The sequence below is a fragment of the Dietzia sp. WMMA184 genome (assembly GCF_002441635.1).
Lineage (GTDB): Bacteria > Actinomycetota > Actinomycetes > Mycobacteriales > Mycobacteriaceae > Dietzia > Dietzia kunjamensis.
Map to the genome: position 1 here is coordinate 3,798,537 of NZ_NXEI01000001.1, position 17,027 is coordinate 3,815,563.

The following is a 17,027-nucleotide window of genomic DNA, read 5'->3' on the forward strand; positions in this document are numbered from 1 at the left end:
CTCGATCGCGAATGACCAAGCCCCCACGTGGAGGCGGTGTTCAGGCGCAGCAGGAGGTGGGTAGTTCGGTGTGGAAGGTGCCTGCGACCAGGCGCAGGACTTCAGAAGTGGTCAAATACGGGGCCCAGATGTCGGCAATCTGGCGGGTGGTCATCCGGGCTGTGATGGCGTAGGTCGCCGCGAGCATGATTTCTCCGGCGTGGTCTCCGATGGCGCTGAGTCCGAGGATTCTTCCGGTTTCTGTTTCGGCGACCATTTTGATCGCCCCGCGGGTGTCCTGGTCGACTAAGGCGCGCGGCAGGTCTTCGAAGCTCATCACCCGGGTTTGGCAGCGGTGCCCGGCGGCCCGGGCTGCGGCCTCGGTGAGCCCGGCGGTGGCCAGGTGGGGGCGGGAGAAAATCACCGCTGGCAGTCCGGTGTAGTCGACGACCTCGCCTGGGCCCTGCGGATCGGTGCGAAGGGCATTGGCGGCGGCGGCTTTTCCGGTGGCAGCAGCGACGTAGACGAACTGGGGTGCCGAGGTGGCGTCACCGGCGGCGAAGACGCGCCGGTTGGTGGTGCGCTGATGCTCGTCGACGAGGATGAATCCGTCCGGGTCGGTGGTGATGCCTGCGGCTGGCAGGTTGAGGCGGTCTGTGGACGGGCGACGCCCGGTGGCCACCAGTAGACGCTCTGCGCAGTGGCTGCGGCCCGAAGCGGTGCGGACTGTGACCTGTGCGTGCTGCCGGTCGACAGAGGTGGCGTGCTCCTCGACCACCGTGATCCCGTCCTGGGCCAGGGCCTGGCGAAGGATGGCGACCAGTTCCGGCTCGGCAGCAGGGGTGATCCTGCCGATGATGGTCACCCGGGTGCCCAGATGGGCGAAGAGTTGGGCCTGTTCGATACCGACGTAGCCACCGCCGATGACGATCATGGAGTCGGGCAGTTCAGTTAATTCCATGGCGGTGGTCGAGGTCAGATGCTCCACCTCGTCCAGCCCGGTTACCTCCTTCGGTAGTGCCGGTTCTGCTCCGGTGGCCAGTACCACCGAACCGGCCGCCACCGGATCCCCATCGATCACCAGAGTGTCGGGATCGAGGAAGGAAGCCTCCCCACGGCGGATTTCGAAGCCATGGGCGTTCGCGACGTCGGCGTACTTGGTCTCTCGCAGTCGAGTGACCAGCTGGTCCTTCTGCTTGACCAGCGCTCCCAGATCAACGCCCCGGGCAAGGGTGGGGACCCCGGGGAAGGGATTGGTCAGTGCGGCCTGGCGGGTGCCGGCAGCGGCCAGCAGCGTCTTGGACGGGACGCACCCGATGTTCACGCAGGTGCCGCCCATGGTGCCGCGCTCGATCACCAGCACCGTCCTGCCGGCCTGTCGAGCGGTGATAGCGGCCGCCATGGCTGCCCCGCCGGAGCCCACCACCGCCAAATCGAATTCGAAACCCAGTTCCATCAGATGGCCCCTCTCTTTCTTCGCTCATTAGGATGGACCCTCCAGTGCACTGGAAGGTCAACCCAGACGGTCTCGAAGGAGCGGTAATTCCAATGAGGATCGGCGAACTGGCTGCCACGGCGGGCACCACTCCGAAAACCCTTCGCTACTACGAATCCGTGGGCCTTCTCCCGCCTCCACAACGAACCCTCAACGGTTACCGTGACTACCCTGAGCACGTGATCTCCCGGCTCGATTTCATCCGGCGGGGCCAGAGCGCGGGACTATCGCTTGCCCGCATCGGTGAGATCCTCCGGATTCGCGATGACGGACAGGCACCTTGCGCTCACGTCGACACGCTCCTGGTGACTCGACTGGACGAGATCGACCAGCAGATAGCCGATCTCTTGCAGCTGCGTCAGGCAGTCGCCCAGCTCCAGTCCGCCAGCCGCACAGTGGACCCTGCGACCTGCCAAGCCGAGACGATCTGCCGCTACCTCTGACTGGCGGTGCTGTGGTCCATGCGGGACGCACCGCCTTCCCTGCCGGCCGGGGGCCGCGACCCGGCGGGGGGTTGTTGATGCGGGGAGGGGGGTTGTCAGGTGAGTCTCATGGTGGTCAGGCAGGTGAGGTCCTGGTCTCCGGTGGCGATCGGAACAGTGGCCGACTTGTCGTCGTAGTCGATGGTGAGCGTGGCAGTGATGTCTCGCGGTAGCCAGAATCCGAGGAAGCCGTTGTCGTAGGTGGTGCGTGGTTCGTCGATGAGGATGTCTCCGGTGGCGGTATCGGTGACGGTGACGTGCACCTCCTCGGTGGCCATCTCACCGCGGCAGGTGGTCAGGCTGTGGAACTGGCAGGGGTGGGTGCTGGTGTTGTAGGGCGCCACTGACAGATAGAACTGGTCATCTGGCATCGGCATCGTTGCCAGGCCCTCATCGCTACTGGTCAAGACCAGTTCGGTCGGCTGCACCGAGGCGATCAGATCATCCGGCCTATCGGCCACCGGCATGGTGTCGAGTTTGTTGATGATCTGGGGCGCGTCGAGACCGGCGAGGCCGTAGGACTCCAACGACGGGTTGGGTGGTTCTGTCGAAGCGTTCTCGGACGGCCCGGTCGAGCAGCCGGCGAAAGTTAACGCGGCGGCAGCAAGGAACGCGGACGCGACTCGTCGCCGCGAGTGGTGTCTGATGGTCATCGTGTTTATCATCGCTCCATCGCTCTTGTGACGGATTCTGGACTCAGGTCGAGGCGGCGTAGCAGCTGGGCGTTGAGAGCGACAACGACTGTCGATAGCGACATGAGGATGGCGCCGACGCTCATGGGCAGCACGAATCCGACCGGGGCCAGGACACCTGCGGCCAGGGGCACGGCGGCGAGGTTGTAGCCGGCGGCCCACCACAGGTTCTGCTTCATCTTGCGGTAGCTCGCCCGGGAGAGTTCGATGACCGAGAGCACAGAGCGGGGATCCGATGAGGCCAGGATGACGCCGGCGGAGCCGATCGCCACGTCGGTCCCGGCGCCGATGGCGATGCCCACATCGGCTTGGGCCAGTGCGGGCGCGTCGTTGACCCCGTCGCCGACCATGGCGACCTTGCGGCCCTCGTGCTGGAGTTGGGCGACCTTGGCGGCCTTGTCTTCGGGCCGGACCCCGGCGAAGACCCGGTCGATGCCAAGCTCGGCGGCGACGGTGTCAGCGACGGCCTGAGCATCGCCGGTGATCATGACGACCTGCGCACCGGCAGCATGGAGCGCGTCGACGGCGTCACGGGACTCGGGCCGGATCTCATCGGCCAACCGCAGCGCGCCGATCACCCGGCTATCGGCGAGGACGTGCAGGATGATCGCGCCCTCGGTACGCCACTGATCGGCGACGGGGAGTTCGTCGCGATCGTGCTGGTCGAGGAGATAGGGGCCGCCGACCTCGACCACGGTGCCCTCCACAGTGGCCTTCACGCCCACAGCTGGCGAGGAGGAGAAGTCGGTCGCCTTCGCCACGGTCAGTTCGCGGGCCCTTGCGGCCCCGACCACTGCTCTGGCGAGCGGGTGCTCGCTGTCGCTCTCGGCCGCCGCGGCGAGGGCGAGTACCTCGTCTTGGGTGTGTCCCTCGATCGGTTCGATTCCGGTGACGGTGGGTTCGCCCTTGGTCAGGGTGCCGGTCTTGTCGAACAGGACGGCGTCGACGGTGCGCATCGATTCGAGCGCGAGGCGGTCCTTGATCAGTACGCCGCCGCGGGCGGCGCGTTCGGTGGCGATCGAGACCACCAGCGGGATCGCCAATCCCAGCGCGTGCGGGCAGGCGATCACCAGCACGGTGATCGTGCGAACCACCGCCGCATCCGGCAACCCCAGAACACTCCAGATGACCGCGGTGATCGCCGCCGATGCGAGGGCGAACCAGAACAACCAGCCGGCCGCGGTGTCGGCGATGCGCTGGGCACGCGAGGAGGATGCCTGCGCGTCGGCCACCAGCTTCTGAATTCCGGCCAGAGCTGTGTCGTCACCGATTGCGGAGACCTCGACGCGCAAGCCGGAGTCGGTGGCCACCGTGCCGGCGACCACTTGCTCGCCGATCTCACGGCGGACCGCCTTGGACTCGCCGGTGACCATGGATTCGTCCATGCTGGCCGAGCCGTCGATAATCTTGCCGTCGGCGGGCACAGAAGCACCGGGGCGGACGATCACGACGTCACCGACCGCCAGGTCGGCTGGTGCGACTGTGACCACGTCGTCGCCGTCGAGCTTCTCGGCCTCATCGGGTAGCAGTGCCGCCAGGGAGTCGAGTGCAGAGGTGGTGTGCGCCAGAGAGCGCATCTCAATCCAGTGGCCCAGCAGCATGATGACCACCAGCAGCGCCAGTTCCCACCAGAAGTTCAGCTCATGATCCAGGATGCGCAAGGTAGCGCCCCAGGAGGCGATGAACGCCACGGTGATCGCCAAGCCGATGAGCAGCATCATGCCGGGCTGCCGAGCGCGAACCTCAGACACCGCGCCAGTAAGGAACGGCCGACCACCCCAGAGATAAATCACTGTGCCCAGGGCGGGGGAGACCCACCACACCCATCCGGCGTCGGGCAGCTGGTAACCGATGAGGTCGGCGAACATGTCATTGAAGCCGACCACCGGCACCGCCAAAACGAGCATGATCCAGAACAGCCGTCGGAACTGCCCGACATGGTCTCCGTGCCCCGCATGACCGCCATGGTCTTCATGGCCAGCGTGATGCTGCCCCGCATGGGCGTGGCCCGTCGTCTCCTGGGGCCCGTCCGGGTGATGGTGCTCAGCTACCGCCGTGTCTCGCTCGTTGAGGTGCCCGGCCGCGGCTCCGCCGGATCCGTGACTGTGGGCGCGGTCATGATGATCGTGCGACTGATTCATTTGGTCCCTTCCGTCTTGTCCATTGCCACCTGGTTGGCGTGATCTTCGAGCGGCATGCGTCCGGCAGCTTCGATATGCAGGAGTTTCGAGGGAGTGAAACAGCAAGAACATGATTCCCTGACAGCGGTGAGCCCTAGCGCATGATGTGTTCTAGGGGTCATGGACATCTCTTCCCGTGGGGCCAAGTAGCAGTTGCTCCGGGCCACGAGCCGATACCGCCGCAGGGTATCGAATCGTGCTGACATCTGTGCTCGGCCGACCACGTTCGTGACACCGCCCATCCCAGGATCGCCGTTCCCGTCGGTGATGACGCACGTCCTGGCGTTCTGGGGTCCGGCCGACAGTCAGGATCGTGGGTGAGCCAGCGGATTGTGGTGGAGATTGTGTGAAGGTTTGCTCAAGATGTTCGTCAGGGGAGTGGTTCGGGCTGGCGCCACGATGATGGCGGCTCCCTTCTAGGGCGCTCGGAACGATGGAAGCACCCTCCGCCGCTGCTGGTCTTTCGGGCGCCCAAGGGCGTGGGCCAGGGTGAGCTGCCTTTGGCCCGACTTCGTAGCCACATTGCTCGAACCCGAAGGCTTTTTCGGTGACGACCTGCGGTGATGGCCTGGCACGATTGGAACAACCGGGTTGCCAGCCCGGGATAGGGCCCGCGAGTTCGTCGAGCTAACCGGCGGCGTCGACCGGATCCTGAATTCGATCAGATGTCATGTTCTCTCCTGGTTTCTGCCGTGCGAGTTCATTGGCTTTCCCACCCGCAAACTATACCCCAACGGGGTATGTTGGTGAGGCGTGTTCACCGAATTTCGGGGCTCGGCTACATCCGCGAAGCATCCTGCTCGCGACCTTGCCGGGGCCTCCCATGCACCTACCCGCCCCCGCTTAGCGGGAGAAGCGGGCGATGGCGTCGGCCACTTCCTTGAATTTGATCTCTGCGGCCTCGTCGGACTCGTTCACTGCGTCGGCGACGCAGTGGCGCATGTGGTCGTCGAGCAGGCCGAGGGCGACGTTGCGCAGTGCGGAATTGATGGCGCTGACCTGGGTGAGGATGTCGATGCAGTACTGCTCCTCATCGATCATGCGGTGGATGCCCCGCACCTGGCCCTCGATCCGCTTGAGCCGGGCCTTGTAGCGGTCCTTTTCCTTCATGTAGCCGTGGTGACTGTGGGTCTCGCAGCCAGCGGCTTCGGCATCGTGCTCGGCTGCAGGGTCGATGGCGAGGTCCGGGGTATCCGTCATGACTGGCTCCTGGTCTGGTCGTGGTTGGGGGTCGCGTGGCTTGAGGTGAACCCGCGCAGGCGTAGGGAGTTGGTCACCACGAACACACTCGAGAACGCCATTGCGACGCCTGCGAGTATGGGGTTGAGCAGTCCGATCGCAGCGACGGGGATCAGTGCGAGGTTGTAGGCGAACGCCCAGAATAGGTTGCCCTTGATGGTGCCCAGGGTCCGGCGTGACAGCCTGATCGCGTCCACGGCGGATCGCAGGTCGTCGTTCATCAGAGTGATGTCGGAGGCTTCGATCGCCACGTCCGTGCCGGCGCCCATCGCCAGTCCGAGCTCGGCCCGGGCGAGAGCTGCCGCGTCGTTGACGCCGTCGCCGACCATGGCGACGTTCTTGCCCTTGGCCTGCAGTTTCTCGATCTGGGCGACCTTGTCGTGGGGCATGACCTCGGCGATCACGTTGGCCGGATCAATGCCGACCTCGCTGGCCACGACACGTGCGGCTCCGGCGTTGTCGCCGGTGAGCAGCCACGGGGTCAATCCGAGAGCTTTGAGTCCGGCTACCGCCTCGGCGGAGGTGGGCTTGACGGTGTCGCGGACGGTGATCACGCCCGCGACGGTGCCGTCGATCTGGGCGACCACAGGGGTGCCGCCCTGCTTCTGGGCATCGTCGAACGCGGTCCGCAGGTCCGCCGGCAGGGAGCCCTCAGGGCGACCAATGGTCACCACGGCACCGTCGACGGTGCCCGTGACGCCACGGCCTGCAGTATTGGTGAACCCGGTGACCTCCGGCAGAATGGCGGATCCGGCCTCCCTGTCGGCCACGGGGCCCTCGCCCGCCAGACTCTTTGCACCCTCGCGGGCGATGGCCTGGGCGATCGGGTGCTCGGACGCGGCCTCCACCGCAGCGGCCTTGACCAGCAGATCCGTCCGGTCGAATCCGGCGGCAGTGGTGACCTGGCTGACGGACATCACTCCGGAGGTGACGGTGCCGGTCTTGTCCATGACGATGGTGTCGACGCGCCGGGTGGACTCTAGGACCTCGGGCCCCTTGATGAGCAGTCCCATCTGGGCGCCGCGGCCGGTACCGACCAGGAGTGCGGTGGGAGTGGCCAGGCCCAGTGCGCACGGGCAGGCGATGATGAGCACGGCCACGGCGGCGGTGAACGCGGTGGCCAGTCCCGCTCCCACCACAAACAAGTGCACGAGCAGGGTGATGATCGCGATGACGATCACGATGGGCACGAAGACCTGCGAGATGCGGTCGACCAGTCGTTGGACCGGGGCCTTCTTGGACTGCGCCTCGGTGACCAGCTTGGCCATCTGGGACAGTGTGGTGTTCTCGCCGGTGCGGGTGACCTCGATCAGCAGTCTTCCCGAGGTGTTCATGGTTGCGCCGGTCACCGTGGAGCCGGACGTGACCTCAACCGGGACGGATTCGCCGGTGAGCATGGACTCGTCGATCGCGGACGAACCCTCGGTGACGCGACCGTCGGTGGCGATCTTTTCGCCCGGGCGCACCACGACGATGTCGCCGACCTTCAACTGACCCACGGGGATGCGGACCTCGACGCCGTCGCGGAGGACGGCGGCGTCCTTGGCTCCCATGTCGAGGAGCGCCTTGAGTGCGGCGGAGGACTGCCCCTTGGCCTTGGTTTCAAACCAGCGGCCCAGCAGCAGGAAGGAGATCACCACGGCGGCGGTCTCCAGATAGATCTCGTCCATCGTGGAGTTTGTGGGCAGCAGATGCACTTCCATGGTCATGCCGGGCATGCCGGCGTTGCCGAGGAACAGTGCCCACAGTGACCAGAGGTAGGCGGCCGCCGTGCCCATGGAGACCAGGGTGTCCATGGTGAACGAGCCGTGCCGCAGGTTGGCGAGGGTGGCCTTGTGGAAGGGTGCGCCTCCCCAGAAGAAGATGGGGGTGGCCATGGTCAGCACGGCCCACTGCCAATTGGTGAACTGCAGTGCCGGGATCATGCTCAGCAAGACCACCGGGACCGTGAGTGCAGCCGAGACAATCAGACGGTGTTTGAGGTCTGCGGTCTCGCGTTCCCTGGCCTCCTCGATCTGGTCTCGGGGACCGGCGCCGCCACCTGCGGAAGTTGCGTCCACAGCCTGGTCGTCGTCATTCTTCATCGTGAACGCGTCGTATCCCGCACCGCGCACGGTCTCGATGAGCGCGTCCGTGTCGACCTTGCTCGGGTCGAAGGAGATGGACGCGGACTCGGTGGCGAAGTTGACCGTGGCGTCCACCCCGTCGAGCTTGTTGAGCTTGCGCTCGACCCGCCCCGAGCACGAAGTGCAGGTCATGCCCGTGACGCCCAGATCTATGTCGATCAGATCCACCGCGGGGTGCATCTGGGAGGGTTGAGTCTGGGTCATCGAGGATCAATCCTTCACGGTGAACGGGTGGTGTGCTCGGGGCCAGGGATCTCGCCAGCTGCTGGGGCTGGCGAGATCGCTTCGCGTCAAGAGGTGACGGTGTAGCCGGCTTCCTTGACGGCGGCGACGACCTGCTCGTCGGTGAAGCCCTCGCCGGAGACCGACACCGTTCCGGTCTTGCTCGAGGCCTCCACCATGGAGACGCCCGCGATTTCGCCGACTTCCTCCTTGACCGACGACTCACAGTGTCCGCAGGTCATGCCCTGGACGGTGTACTCCTTGGTGCTGGTAGCCATGACGGCTCCTTCCGTTGACGGGTGTAGTTCGTTGAGACATCCGATGGCTCGGATCAATCCGAACACCAATGAACCTATACCCCGTAGGGGTATTGGTCAAGGGTGATGTTCGCTTGTGTCCGCGGCTCACTCCGCCTGCACTCTGATCGCCCGGACGCCGTATGGATTGACCAGTAGGCGGGCGCAAGAGCCGTGGCGGCAAGGTCTTTGGAAGCGCGGAGACGAGCTCACCGTGCTGGCGGTGCAGCGCGAACCAGGCCCTTGCTGCCGCAGTCGAGCAGTTCGTCATAGAGACGGGCGACGCGTATTAACGCAGGCCAACACCCGGCCATGTCTGTATCCGCAACCAATTGTTCGGAACCCTGGCCGAGGGCCTCTTAGGCTAGGTCGGCATTTCCAGCACGCCAGGTTTCCCACGGGATGTTCCAGTCGCCCAGCCCGTCGGTCCCGGGAAGCGTCGGTCCGACGGTATTGATGACCTTGACCACGTCGCCCCGGTTGCTGCTGTGCTGGAACGACTTGGCGTAGGCGTCGGTGACATTGATACAGCCGTTACTGACGTTGGTGAAGCCCTGTTGTTCAACGGACCATGGGGCGGCATGGACGTAGATCCCGCTGTAGGACATCTGGGTGGCCCAGTTGACTGAAAGCCGGTAGCCGTCGGCCGAGTCGACCGGCACACCAAACGTCGATGAATCCATGATGAGCGATTCGTATCGGTCGCCGATGTAGTAGGTGCCGTTCGCAGGGCCGCAAACCACAGCAGCGGCGCATCGCGCAGTCCCCATTTGATACCGAGGAAGCAGGCAGCCAGGGCGGCGGTGATCCATAACATCCGAAGCGGGGACGGTTTGCCGGTTAACGCAGGGGATCCGCCTTCGGCTCGCGGGGAGGTCATCGACGCCCCCGCGGTTGACTGTCTGCCGATTTGTCGCTCGGGCTGGCCATCCGGTCCGGGGGTCTTGAGCTACAAGAACTCAATCGGCGCGGGAGGGGAGAGGTGACGCTTTCAAGGGGAAGGGTCGCGAAGAGCCCGCTGGGTTTGGCCCACGCAAGGAGCTGCGAGCGAAGCAATAGGTTGACGAGCGGATCGACGAGCCCGCTGGCGGGCAGGCCGGCGAGCGGGTGGTCCTTGCCTGCCCAGTGGGAATTCTGCCGATTTGTGCCACCCGTACCGCGACCGAGGGGCAACCTCACCAGGGTGTGGTGTAGCTCAGAGCACCTCATCGCGTCGGTGACCCCTACTTCGGCAGCGGTGGCTGCACCGGCGGCGGGAGAGGACGCGATCCATGTATGCACTGCCTGGAAGGTCATCGCCTCTTCTGTTCTGTCGGACATCGGTAGCCTCCTCGCCGCGGTGGGTGGCCCGCGATTTTCTAGCTCGCATCCAATGTGACTGTATGCGGTGTTACGGCCGGAGTTGGGCAGAGCCTCCCTCAAAGTATGAATGTGAAGAATGCCACCGCCATAATCCCGGAGTGCTCTTTCAGAATGTTTATTGAACCTTCATCGGAGGTGACTCCAAACTTCATCTTTTTGCGAGATCATTACCAGTATTTGAATGAGGAGCAGATGTGACGGACCAGGATCCAATTACCGGCCTGCCTGAAAGCCCTATTGGGGAGACGGTGGTGTTGGCCGCTCACGGTGTGGCTAAGTCCTACCGAACCGGGTGGTGGCCACGACGGCGCACCCGACGCGTGCTGCGCGGCGCGGACATCGAGCTTCGACCTGGCGAGATCGTGGGTCTAGTGGGCGAAAATGGGTCGGGGAAATCAACTCTGATGAAAATTTTAGTGGGTGCTTTACCCCGAGATAGCGGCACCATTAGCCACACTGGGCCCATCGGATTCTGTCCGCAGGAGCCGATCCTGTACGAGAGGCTGACCTGCGACGAGCACTTCGACCTGTTCGGTCGGGCCTACCGCATGGACGACGACGAGATCGAGCGGTCCAAAGACGACATCTACACCACGTTGGGCTTTGTCGCGTGGAGGCACGCTCGCGTTGAGGCGCTGTCCGGGGGGACTCGGGCCAAGCTCAACCTCGGCTTGGCGCTGCTTCCGGACCCTGACCTGCTGCTACTGGATGAGCCCTACGCCGGGTTCGACTGGGACACCTACCAGCGGTTCTGGCAGTTGACCCGAGACCGGCGCGAGTCCGGGCGCAGTCTGTTGATCATCAGCCATTTCATCACTGACGCCGAGCGCTTCGACCGCATCTACGACCTGGTCGACGGCAGGACGATCTTACGATGACGACCCCATTCACTGTGTCGTTGACGTGGCGGTATCTGGTCGAGTATGCCCGCCGTCCAATAAATTTGGTGCTACTGGGCGTCGTGCCCCTGGTGTTTGTGACCTTGACAGCGGACACGATTGCCGAGTTCGCCCGGATCCTGGGTGGGCAAGCCAGCCTCGGACAGTTGGAGGCGGTGACCGCCGGCTGGGCCTCAGCATTTCTGGCTGGCGTGGCGGGGTTCTTCCACGTCAGCGGGTCCCGTCAGGCAGATCGACGACTGGCTGCCACGGATTCCTCCCCGACGAGGGTCGTGCTGGCCAGGCTGGCGTCGTCTCTGGCGTTGGCGGGCGTGGCGGTTGCCGGTTCACTTCTGGCGCTGGCGCTTCGTACCGACATCGTTGACGTGGGCCGCACAGTGACAGCCACCGTCATGTTTGCCCTCATATACCTGGGACTCGGCACAGCGGTGGGTGCGCTAGTGCGCTCCGAAGTCAACGGCTCTTTGGTGATCGTCTTCGTGTGGATGTTCGATGTATTCCTCGGACCGGCGATGGGTCCGTCCGACTCATGGATTACCCGCGTGTTCCCTTCTCACTTTCCGACGTTGGTGATGCTCGATGCCAGCACTGGCCACGCGGGCCCGCTCAGTGACCTTGGCGCCGCAGCGGTCTGGACCCTTGGCGGGCTGGTGCTCGCGTTCGGTGTCCTCGTGTTGACTACCGGCCACCGCCGCACCAGTCGTCGTGCACCCGAGTCGACCTGGGGGCGCACACGGGTGGCGTCGCGGTTCGCCTGGCGCGAGTATCGACGCAACGTCGCACTGTGGGTTCTGCTTGTCGGTCTTCCCTTCTTTTTCATCTCTCTGTCGATCGCCATCACCCCTGATCAGCCCACCCCCGTTGCACTCACCGAGCGCGGCCAGGACACGATCGCCATTGTCTCGATGATCGATGTGCACGGAGCGATCATGGTGCCGATCACCGTGGCCTTCCTGGCCGGCCTGGCTGGCCTGTTCGTCGTGCTCGGATCACTCGAGGCCGACCGGCGACTCGTTGTGGCCGGCTACCGCACCGCAGAGGTGCTCGCGGCTCGTCTCGGGGTGATCCTCTTGGCCGCAGTGTTGGTCAGCGCAGTCTCCCTGGGCGTGACCAGCTTCAGCTTCCAACCGCGTTCGTGGGTGGCGTTCGCGCTCGCGACCCTGGCGGTTGCCCTGACCTACGCCATGCTCGGAGTGCTGATCGGACCTATAGTCGGGCGCCTGGGCGGCCTGTACTTGATGTTCATGCTGCCTTTCCTTGATGTCGGGTTGGCCCAGAACATCATGTTCGACGCCGCCCCACCCGACTGGGCGACTTGGATGCCCTCCCATGGAGCTGTTCGCGTCTTGACCGACGCAGCGTTCACCCCCAGTTTCGACGAGACCGCCGGGGCGTTACTGGCCCTTGGCTGGCTAGCTGGGATCACGCTCGCGGCAGCCATGGTGTTCCACCGGATTGCCGCACCGGGCCGCACCCCACTGAGGACAGCCAGCTAAACGTCGAAGACGACGTCGTGGTTCACCTCGTGCACGAACCCCTGGACTCTCAAGTGTGGTGGGAGGCAATTTGACAGGGGTGCGCGGCTCGATTTTCTGCCCCCCGCGACATCTCCCGTGTCAACCAGAATCCGGCGCCGAGCAGCAGTACAGCCCCGTAAATCGTGCTCCGCGCCGGAACTTCGGCGAAGACCAGATACCCCAATGTCGTGGCTACCACAGGGGAGACAATGATATCGACCAGCGAGTAAACATTGGCGTTGAGAACTTTCAAAACGATGGAGATGCCGAAATAGGCGAATCCTGTGGAAATCACGCCCAAACCCCCCACCCAAAGCATCACCGGCACGGAGATACCTAGCCCGGGATAGGAGATTGTGGCTGAGACCTTGCCGGGCCCGACGAGCAGCAGCGAGGGCGACAGCACCAGTGCCGCGGCCAGGAGCGACCAGGCTATGTCGTTACCCGTCTCGGTCTTGCCCTCATAACGCATGTAGGTGATCATCGCCGCATAGATCGCCCCGGTTGCCAACGCCACAAGATTGCCCAGGGTGTGACCGCCGCTGAGCGGGTTAGCCACGGCGATACCGGCCAACGCAATGACGAAAATCCCGATGTAGCGCTTGTGCGCCTTCTCGCCAAGAAACAGTGCAGAAAAAATGAACACGAAGAACGGGGCAATACTCCAGAATATCACCGCATTGGCGATGGGCACCAACGTCATGGCGTAGTTGAACACTCCGCCCTGGGCCGCGATCAGCGCGCCGATGATGACCGTGTCCTTTACGTTCCCGCGCGGGAACCGGGGCCATTCCCGGCTCGCCAGTGCCCGCGCAATGAACAGAAACACCGCCGCGAAGGCCATCGCGTAAAACGTCAGCGTCTGGACGGGAATCAACCCGTCGCTAAGCTTGACAAATACGCCGATAGTCGCTTCAGACACGGTGATCAAAGCCAGCAGCAGTAGCGCCTTCATGTTCTATTTTTCGGCGCGGGCCGCGTGATGTCGATCGCTTCGGCGCCAGCCTCATCAAGGTGGCCGGTCTCCACTTGCAAGGTGGTGAAGAAGAACCCGAACTTGTTTTCGAGCACAGTGGAGGCTGTTTGCAGGACGGTTTGTGGATCGGCGCCCTCGACCACTCGAAGGTGTCCGGAGAAGATATAGCGTCCGCTGGTCAGTGCTGACGCGTGAACGTGGTGCACCCCTTGGACCCCCTCGGTGTCCTCCAGTGCTGCCGTGATCTCGGGAAGGCTGAGGTCGGTCGGTGTGCCCGCCATCAGTAGATGGGCAGCATCCCGCAAGATGCCCCAGCTCGCCCACAGCAATACCACACCGAAAGCAATGCCCAAGAGTGGGTCGATCAGCAAGAAACCGGTAAAGCGGATCACGAGTGCGGTGACGATGATCAGGAGGCTGCCCACAAAGGTCTGAAGAATGTGCCACAGTGCGCCGCGGACGTTCAGATCAGTGCGACTTTGTTTCCATATCAGACCCAACGAGATGACTTCAGTGAGCAAACCGCCCGCGGCTGCCCACAACATCGGCGTAGTGGACAGGTCGATCGGGGCAGTTAGCCGCATCCCGCCCATCACGATCACTACCAGCGCCATCACCAGCAGGAAACCGCCGTTGACCAATGCGCCGACAATTTCCGCGCGATACCAGCCGAAGCTGCGGTCTTCATCTGCTGGCCGGCGAGCGAGCCGTGCAGCAATGATGGCCACCAGTACGCCACCGACGGCCGAGAAAGTGTGGAAGGCATCTGAGATCACCGCGACCGAACCGGTCCATAACCCGATGCTAATTTCAATGAAGAAGTAAATTCCCGTCAGCCACGCCGAGATGGCCAGTCCCCACCCAGGGCCGCGCGCACCGTCCGTGTAACTGTGGCCTCCGTGTCCGTGAGTCATGAACCCCTCCTCCTGACCGCAAGGTCAGTTCTGGTGTGATTGCTCATCCCCACCGGGAGCAACCGGCAGGGCGAAATATGGTCGAAATTGAGGATCTGATCGGGTCAGTGCGAGTTAGTGCTCGCGTCTGGAGGAGAGCATCTCTGGTGGAGGTCATTGCGGCGGGGCGCTTCCTCGCTCGGTGGTGGCGGCGAAGTCTGTGGGTCGGGTGTCGAATACTCTCGCGCAGTGGCCGGAACAGAAGTAGTAGGTGTGGCCCTCGTGGGTGGCGCTGGCAGTGGCAAAGGCCGGGTCCACGCTCATGCCGCATACCGGGTCAGTGGCATGGGGAGTTGGCTCTGATCCAGGATCGTGGCGGTCGTCGCCGACTTCCACCACAGGTTCGGAGGCGAGCGACACCGCGGTGTCATCAGCGGCCCGTTCGGCAGTGAAGCCCCGGAGTCGGTTGGCGTTGACCACGACCGACAGGGAGGACAATGCCATCGCCGCAGCGGCAATCATCGGGCTGATGGATCCCAGGAGCGTGTAGTGGCGGGTTAATGGCCGTGGCCACCGGGCATTGCGAACATCATCAGGCCCATCATCGCCACGCACAGCGCGCCAAACACGATCACTCCGGTGCCTGCGACCCCGGTCACCAGCAGGACCCCGACAAGAACGAGCATCGGGACACAACACGCGAGCATCATCCAACGATGACCGGAGCGTCCGGGCTTCGAGGGCTCGGGCGGGTACTGCTCTTCCAGAGGCCCATCGCTGTAGGGGGAAGCCGACCCCGCAACGGGGGGCTGATCAGGGGGCGCGTCTAGTGGCTGGCGCCGTCGCTCCTGGGGTGATTGCTCGCTCATGAGGGGTGTCCTTTCCGAAGCGGGAGGCGGCCCAATTTTTTGTACAGTGGACAGTGCCCGGTCCCACCAGTGACGATCAGGTCCAGACCAGCCACGATCAACAACAGCTCCACGATCACCGCGCCCGTGGAGTCCGCCTGGCTGAGCAGAATTCCTCCGCCAACGACACCGAGAAGACCCAACACGATGCGAGCGCCCCTTTCGATAGGGGTGATGTTGATACTCCATCTCGCCTGCATCGTTTCCTCCTGGGTGCTCGATCCAGCCCCGAGTGCACGGGACCATTGATCGGTACACCCCCAATCTGCCAAGTGTTTGTGAAGGACGAACTGTCCTTCACGTGAAGGTTCGGCGAAGCCGGTACGGCGTGTGCCACAAGTGTGGGGAGATGCGCGCCTCAACGCGCTCAGCGGACGCGCGTCGTGCGGCCTGAATCGCGCTGGGTTGGTTGGAGTCTCTGGTGTGCTCTGTGTTCTCACTGGTGTTGGTGGTGTCGCACGGCGAGCCACTGGGCGAGGACGATGGCTAGGGCCACTAGCGCGGTGATGACGAGGGTGAACGGGTCCGATTGGCTCTTGGTGAGCAGGAAGGGCACCAGTACCGCGAGGTCAAGGATGATCGCGAGCAACGGGATCCAGGAGTTGGCGGCGACGTCGTTTTTGAGACGGCGGATGATCCCGAAGTGGATGGCAATGTCCATGGCCAAATACAAGATAGCGCCAAGGGAGGCGATCTGGGAGAGGTCGAAGAAGGCGGCCATCACGATCGCCAGCCCGGCGGTGATGTAGAGCGACTGATGTCCTGGCCGGCCGGGCAGGCCCGGGGCTTGGCCCATTTCTCGGAGCATGTCGTAGAGCTTCGAGACTGAGAATAGGCTCGCGATCAGTCCAGACAGTGTGGCGACCACCGCGATAAGCACGGTTATTCTCATGCCCCAGTCGCCGAACATCGGCTGGGCTGCTTCGGCCAGTGCGTAGTCGCGGGCCTCGATGATCTCTGGCACGGTCAGGCTCGCAGTGACTGCGACGGTGATCAATAGATAGAGCGCCGTGCACAGGGCGATGGAAATAATGATTGAGCGGCCGATATTGCGCTTGGGGTTCTTCAGATCCCCGCCGTGGTTGGTGATCGTGGTGAACCCCTTGTACGCCAGGATGCATAGGGTGACACCGGCGAGAAAGCCCACCCATCCCTGGTCTGGTGGCGTGCGTCCAGCGGCGGTAATGAGCCGGGGCAGGGAGGAGAGTCCCGCGGCGAGGATTCCCGCGATCGCCAGCACCGCGATGCCGACGATCTTGAGCGCTGCGGTGACCGTGGCAGAGCGCTCCACTAGTTGGTTGCCCACCAGGTTCACCAGTGCGGCGCCGGCGATGGCGAGGACGGCCAGCACCGGGACCCACACGTCGGAGTCCTGCATCCCGAACGGTCGCAGCATGTAGGTACCGAAGGTTCGGCCGAGAAGGGACTCGGCGAGGATCATCGACACGTACATGAACAGCGAAACCGAGCCAGCCACGACCCCGGGTCCATACGCGGCTTTGAGTTGCATCGCGATTCCGCCCGAGGAAGGGTTGGTGGCTGAGTAGCGGATGTAGGAGTAGGAGCTGAAGGCCACCACCACTGCCCCGGCAAGGAAGGCCCACGGCATCCACCCCCCGGCCAGCTCGGCGACCTGCCCTACCAGGGCGAAAATGCCCGCCCCGATCATCACCCCCGTCCCGAGCGCAACGGATCCAGTGAGGGTCAGTGAGTTCGAGGACTGGGCGCTGCGATCCATGCGGTACCGTACTTTCTTCTCGT

16 protein-coding genes and 1 pseudogene are annotated in these 17,027 nt (G+C 63.9%); 4 read left to right on the forward strand and 13 right to left on the reverse strand.

Annotation, left to right across the window (positions count from 1 at the left end):
* Nucleotides 1-40: 40 nt before the first annotated feature.
* Entirely contained in the window at nucleotides 41-1,435 is a 1,395-nt protein-coding gene (merA, locus tag CK206_RS17630; RefSeq protein WP_096907167.1) for a mercury(II) reductase, read from the reverse strand.
* Between the two features lie 92 nt (nucleotides 1,436-1,527).
* Here merA and CK206_RS17635 point away from each other — a divergent pair, with 92 nt between their 5' ends.
* On the forward strand, nucleotides 1,528-1,917 hold the full coding sequence (locus tag CK206_RS17635; RefSeq protein ID WP_061230215.1) for a heavy metal-responsive transcriptional regulator: 390 nt from the start codon (nucleotides 1,528-1,530) through the stop codon (nucleotides 1,915-1,917).
* A 95-nt stretch (nucleotides 1,918-2,012) separates the two neighbouring features.
* Here the strand turns inward: CK206_RS17635 and CK206_RS17640 are convergent, their stop codons facing one another.
* Complete coding sequence (locus tag CK206_RS17640; protein ID WP_173674812.1) at nucleotides 2,013-2,609, reverse strand: CueP family metal-binding protein; 597 nt, start codon at nucleotides 2,607-2,609, stop codon at nucleotides 2,013-2,015.
* Nucleotides 2,610-2,617: 8 nt separating this feature from the next.
* Nucleotides 2,618-4,555, reverse strand: coding sequence for a heavy metal translocating P-type ATPase (locus CK206_RS17645; protein WP_096907169.1), 1,938 nt, complete (start codon nucleotides 4,553-4,555; stop codon nucleotides 2,618-2,620).
* Nucleotides 4,556-4,603: 48 nt separating this feature from the next.
* Here CK206_RS17645 and CK206_RS17650 point away from each other — a divergent pair, with 48 nt between their 5' ends.
* On the forward strand, nucleotides 4,604-4,831 hold the full coding sequence (locus CK206_RS17650; RefSeq protein ID WP_254050645.1) for a hypothetical protein: 228 nt from the start codon (nucleotides 4,604-4,606) through the stop codon (nucleotides 4,829-4,831).
* Between the two features lie 840 nt (nucleotides 4,832-5,671).
* Here CK206_RS17650 and CK206_RS17655 read toward each other — a convergent pair.
* The 4 genes and pseudogenes from CK206_RS17655 to CK206_RS17670 all read right to left on the reverse strand — a co-directional run.
* A complete protein-coding gene (locus tag CK206_RS17655; RefSeq protein ID WP_017838595.1) occupies nucleotides 5,672-6,028 on the reverse strand; it encodes a metal-sensitive transcriptional regulator in 357 nt (118 codons plus the stop codon).
* Nucleotides 6,025-8,397 carry a cation-translocating P-type ATPase gene (locus CK206_RS17660; protein WP_067718071.1) on the reverse strand — a complete coding sequence of 791 codons (2,373 nt, stop codon included), beginning with the start codon at nucleotides 8,395-8,397 and terminating at the stop codon, nucleotides 6,025-6,027. Before CK206_RS17660 ends, CK206_RS17655 begins: the two co-directional genes overlap by 4 nt.
* Nucleotides 8,398-8,483: 86 nt before the next feature.
* On the reverse strand, nucleotides 8,484-8,693 hold the full coding sequence (locus CK206_RS17665; RefSeq protein ID WP_007625927.1) for a heavy-metal-associated domain-containing protein: 210 nt from the start codon (nucleotides 8,691-8,693) through the stop codon (nucleotides 8,484-8,486).
* Nucleotides 8,694-9,070: 377 nt separating this feature from the next.
* Nucleotides 9,071-9,436: pseudogene (locus CK206_RS17670) on the reverse strand (L,D-transpeptidase); the annotation flags it as partial.
* Nucleotides 9,437-10,267: 831 nt separating this feature from the next.
* Here CK206_RS17670 and CK206_RS17680 point away from each other — a divergent pair.
* Nucleotides 10,268-10,951, forward strand: a complete 684-nt coding sequence (locus tag CK206_RS17680) for an ATP-binding cassette domain-containing protein (RefSeq protein ID WP_096907171.1) — start codon at nucleotides 10,268-10,270, stop codon at nucleotides 10,949-10,951.
* Entirely contained in the window at nucleotides 10,948-12,468 is a 1,521-nt protein-coding gene (locus CK206_RS17685) for an ABC transporter permease (protein WP_096907172.1), read from the forward strand. The genes CK206_RS17680 and CK206_RS17685 overlap by 4 nt, the downstream gene beginning before the upstream one ends.
* A gap of 49 nt (nucleotides 12,469-12,517) precedes the next feature.
* On the opposite strand, the gene CK206_RS17690 is transcribed toward CK206_RS17685, so the two are convergent.
* The 6 genes from CK206_RS17690 to CK206_RS17710 all read right to left on the reverse strand — a co-directional run bounded on the left by CK206_RS17690 (nucleotide 12,518) and on the right by CK206_RS17710 (nucleotide 17,004).
* On the reverse strand, nucleotides 12,518-13,444 hold the full coding sequence (locus CK206_RS17690) for a DMT family transporter (RefSeq protein ID WP_067717485.1): 927 nt from the start codon (nucleotides 13,442-13,444) through the stop codon (nucleotides 12,518-12,520).
* Nucleotides 13,441-14,379 (reverse strand): cation diffusion facilitator family transporter, encoded by a 939-nt coding sequence (locus tag CK206_RS17695; RefSeq protein ID WP_096907173.1) that lies wholly within the window; start codon nucleotides 14,377-14,379, stop codon nucleotides 13,441-13,443. Before CK206_RS17695 ends, CK206_RS17690 begins: the two co-directional genes overlap by 4 nt.
* Before the next feature lie 153 nt (nucleotides 14,380-14,532).
* Nucleotides 14,533-14,862: a YHS domain-containing protein gene (locus CK206_RS17700; protein ID WP_216824150.1), complete on the reverse strand. Its 330-nt coding sequence runs from the start codon at nucleotides 14,860-14,862 to the stop codon at nucleotides 14,533-14,535.
* Nucleotides 14,863-14,915: 53 nt separating this feature from the next.
* The gene (locus CK206_RS20635) at nucleotides 14,916-15,044 is read right to left on the reverse strand and encodes a hypothetical protein (RefSeq protein WP_256385638.1); all 129 of its coding nucleotides are present in this window, start codon (nucleotides 15,042-15,044) and stop codon (nucleotides 14,916-14,918) included.
* Nucleotides 15,045-15,223: 179 nt separating this feature from the next.
* Nucleotides 15,224-15,466, reverse strand: a complete 243-nt coding sequence (locus tag CK206_RS17705) for a DUF2892 domain-containing protein (RefSeq protein ID WP_076599981.1) — start codon at nucleotides 15,464-15,466, stop codon at nucleotides 15,224-15,226.
* A 236-nt stretch (nucleotides 15,467-15,702) separates the two neighbouring features.
* Nucleotides 15,703-17,004, reverse strand: coding sequence for an APC family permease (locus CK206_RS17710; RefSeq protein ID WP_096905123.1), 1,302 nt, complete (start codon nucleotides 17,002-17,004; stop codon nucleotides 15,703-15,705).
* Between the last annotated feature and the right edge of the window lie 23 nt (nucleotides 17,005-17,027).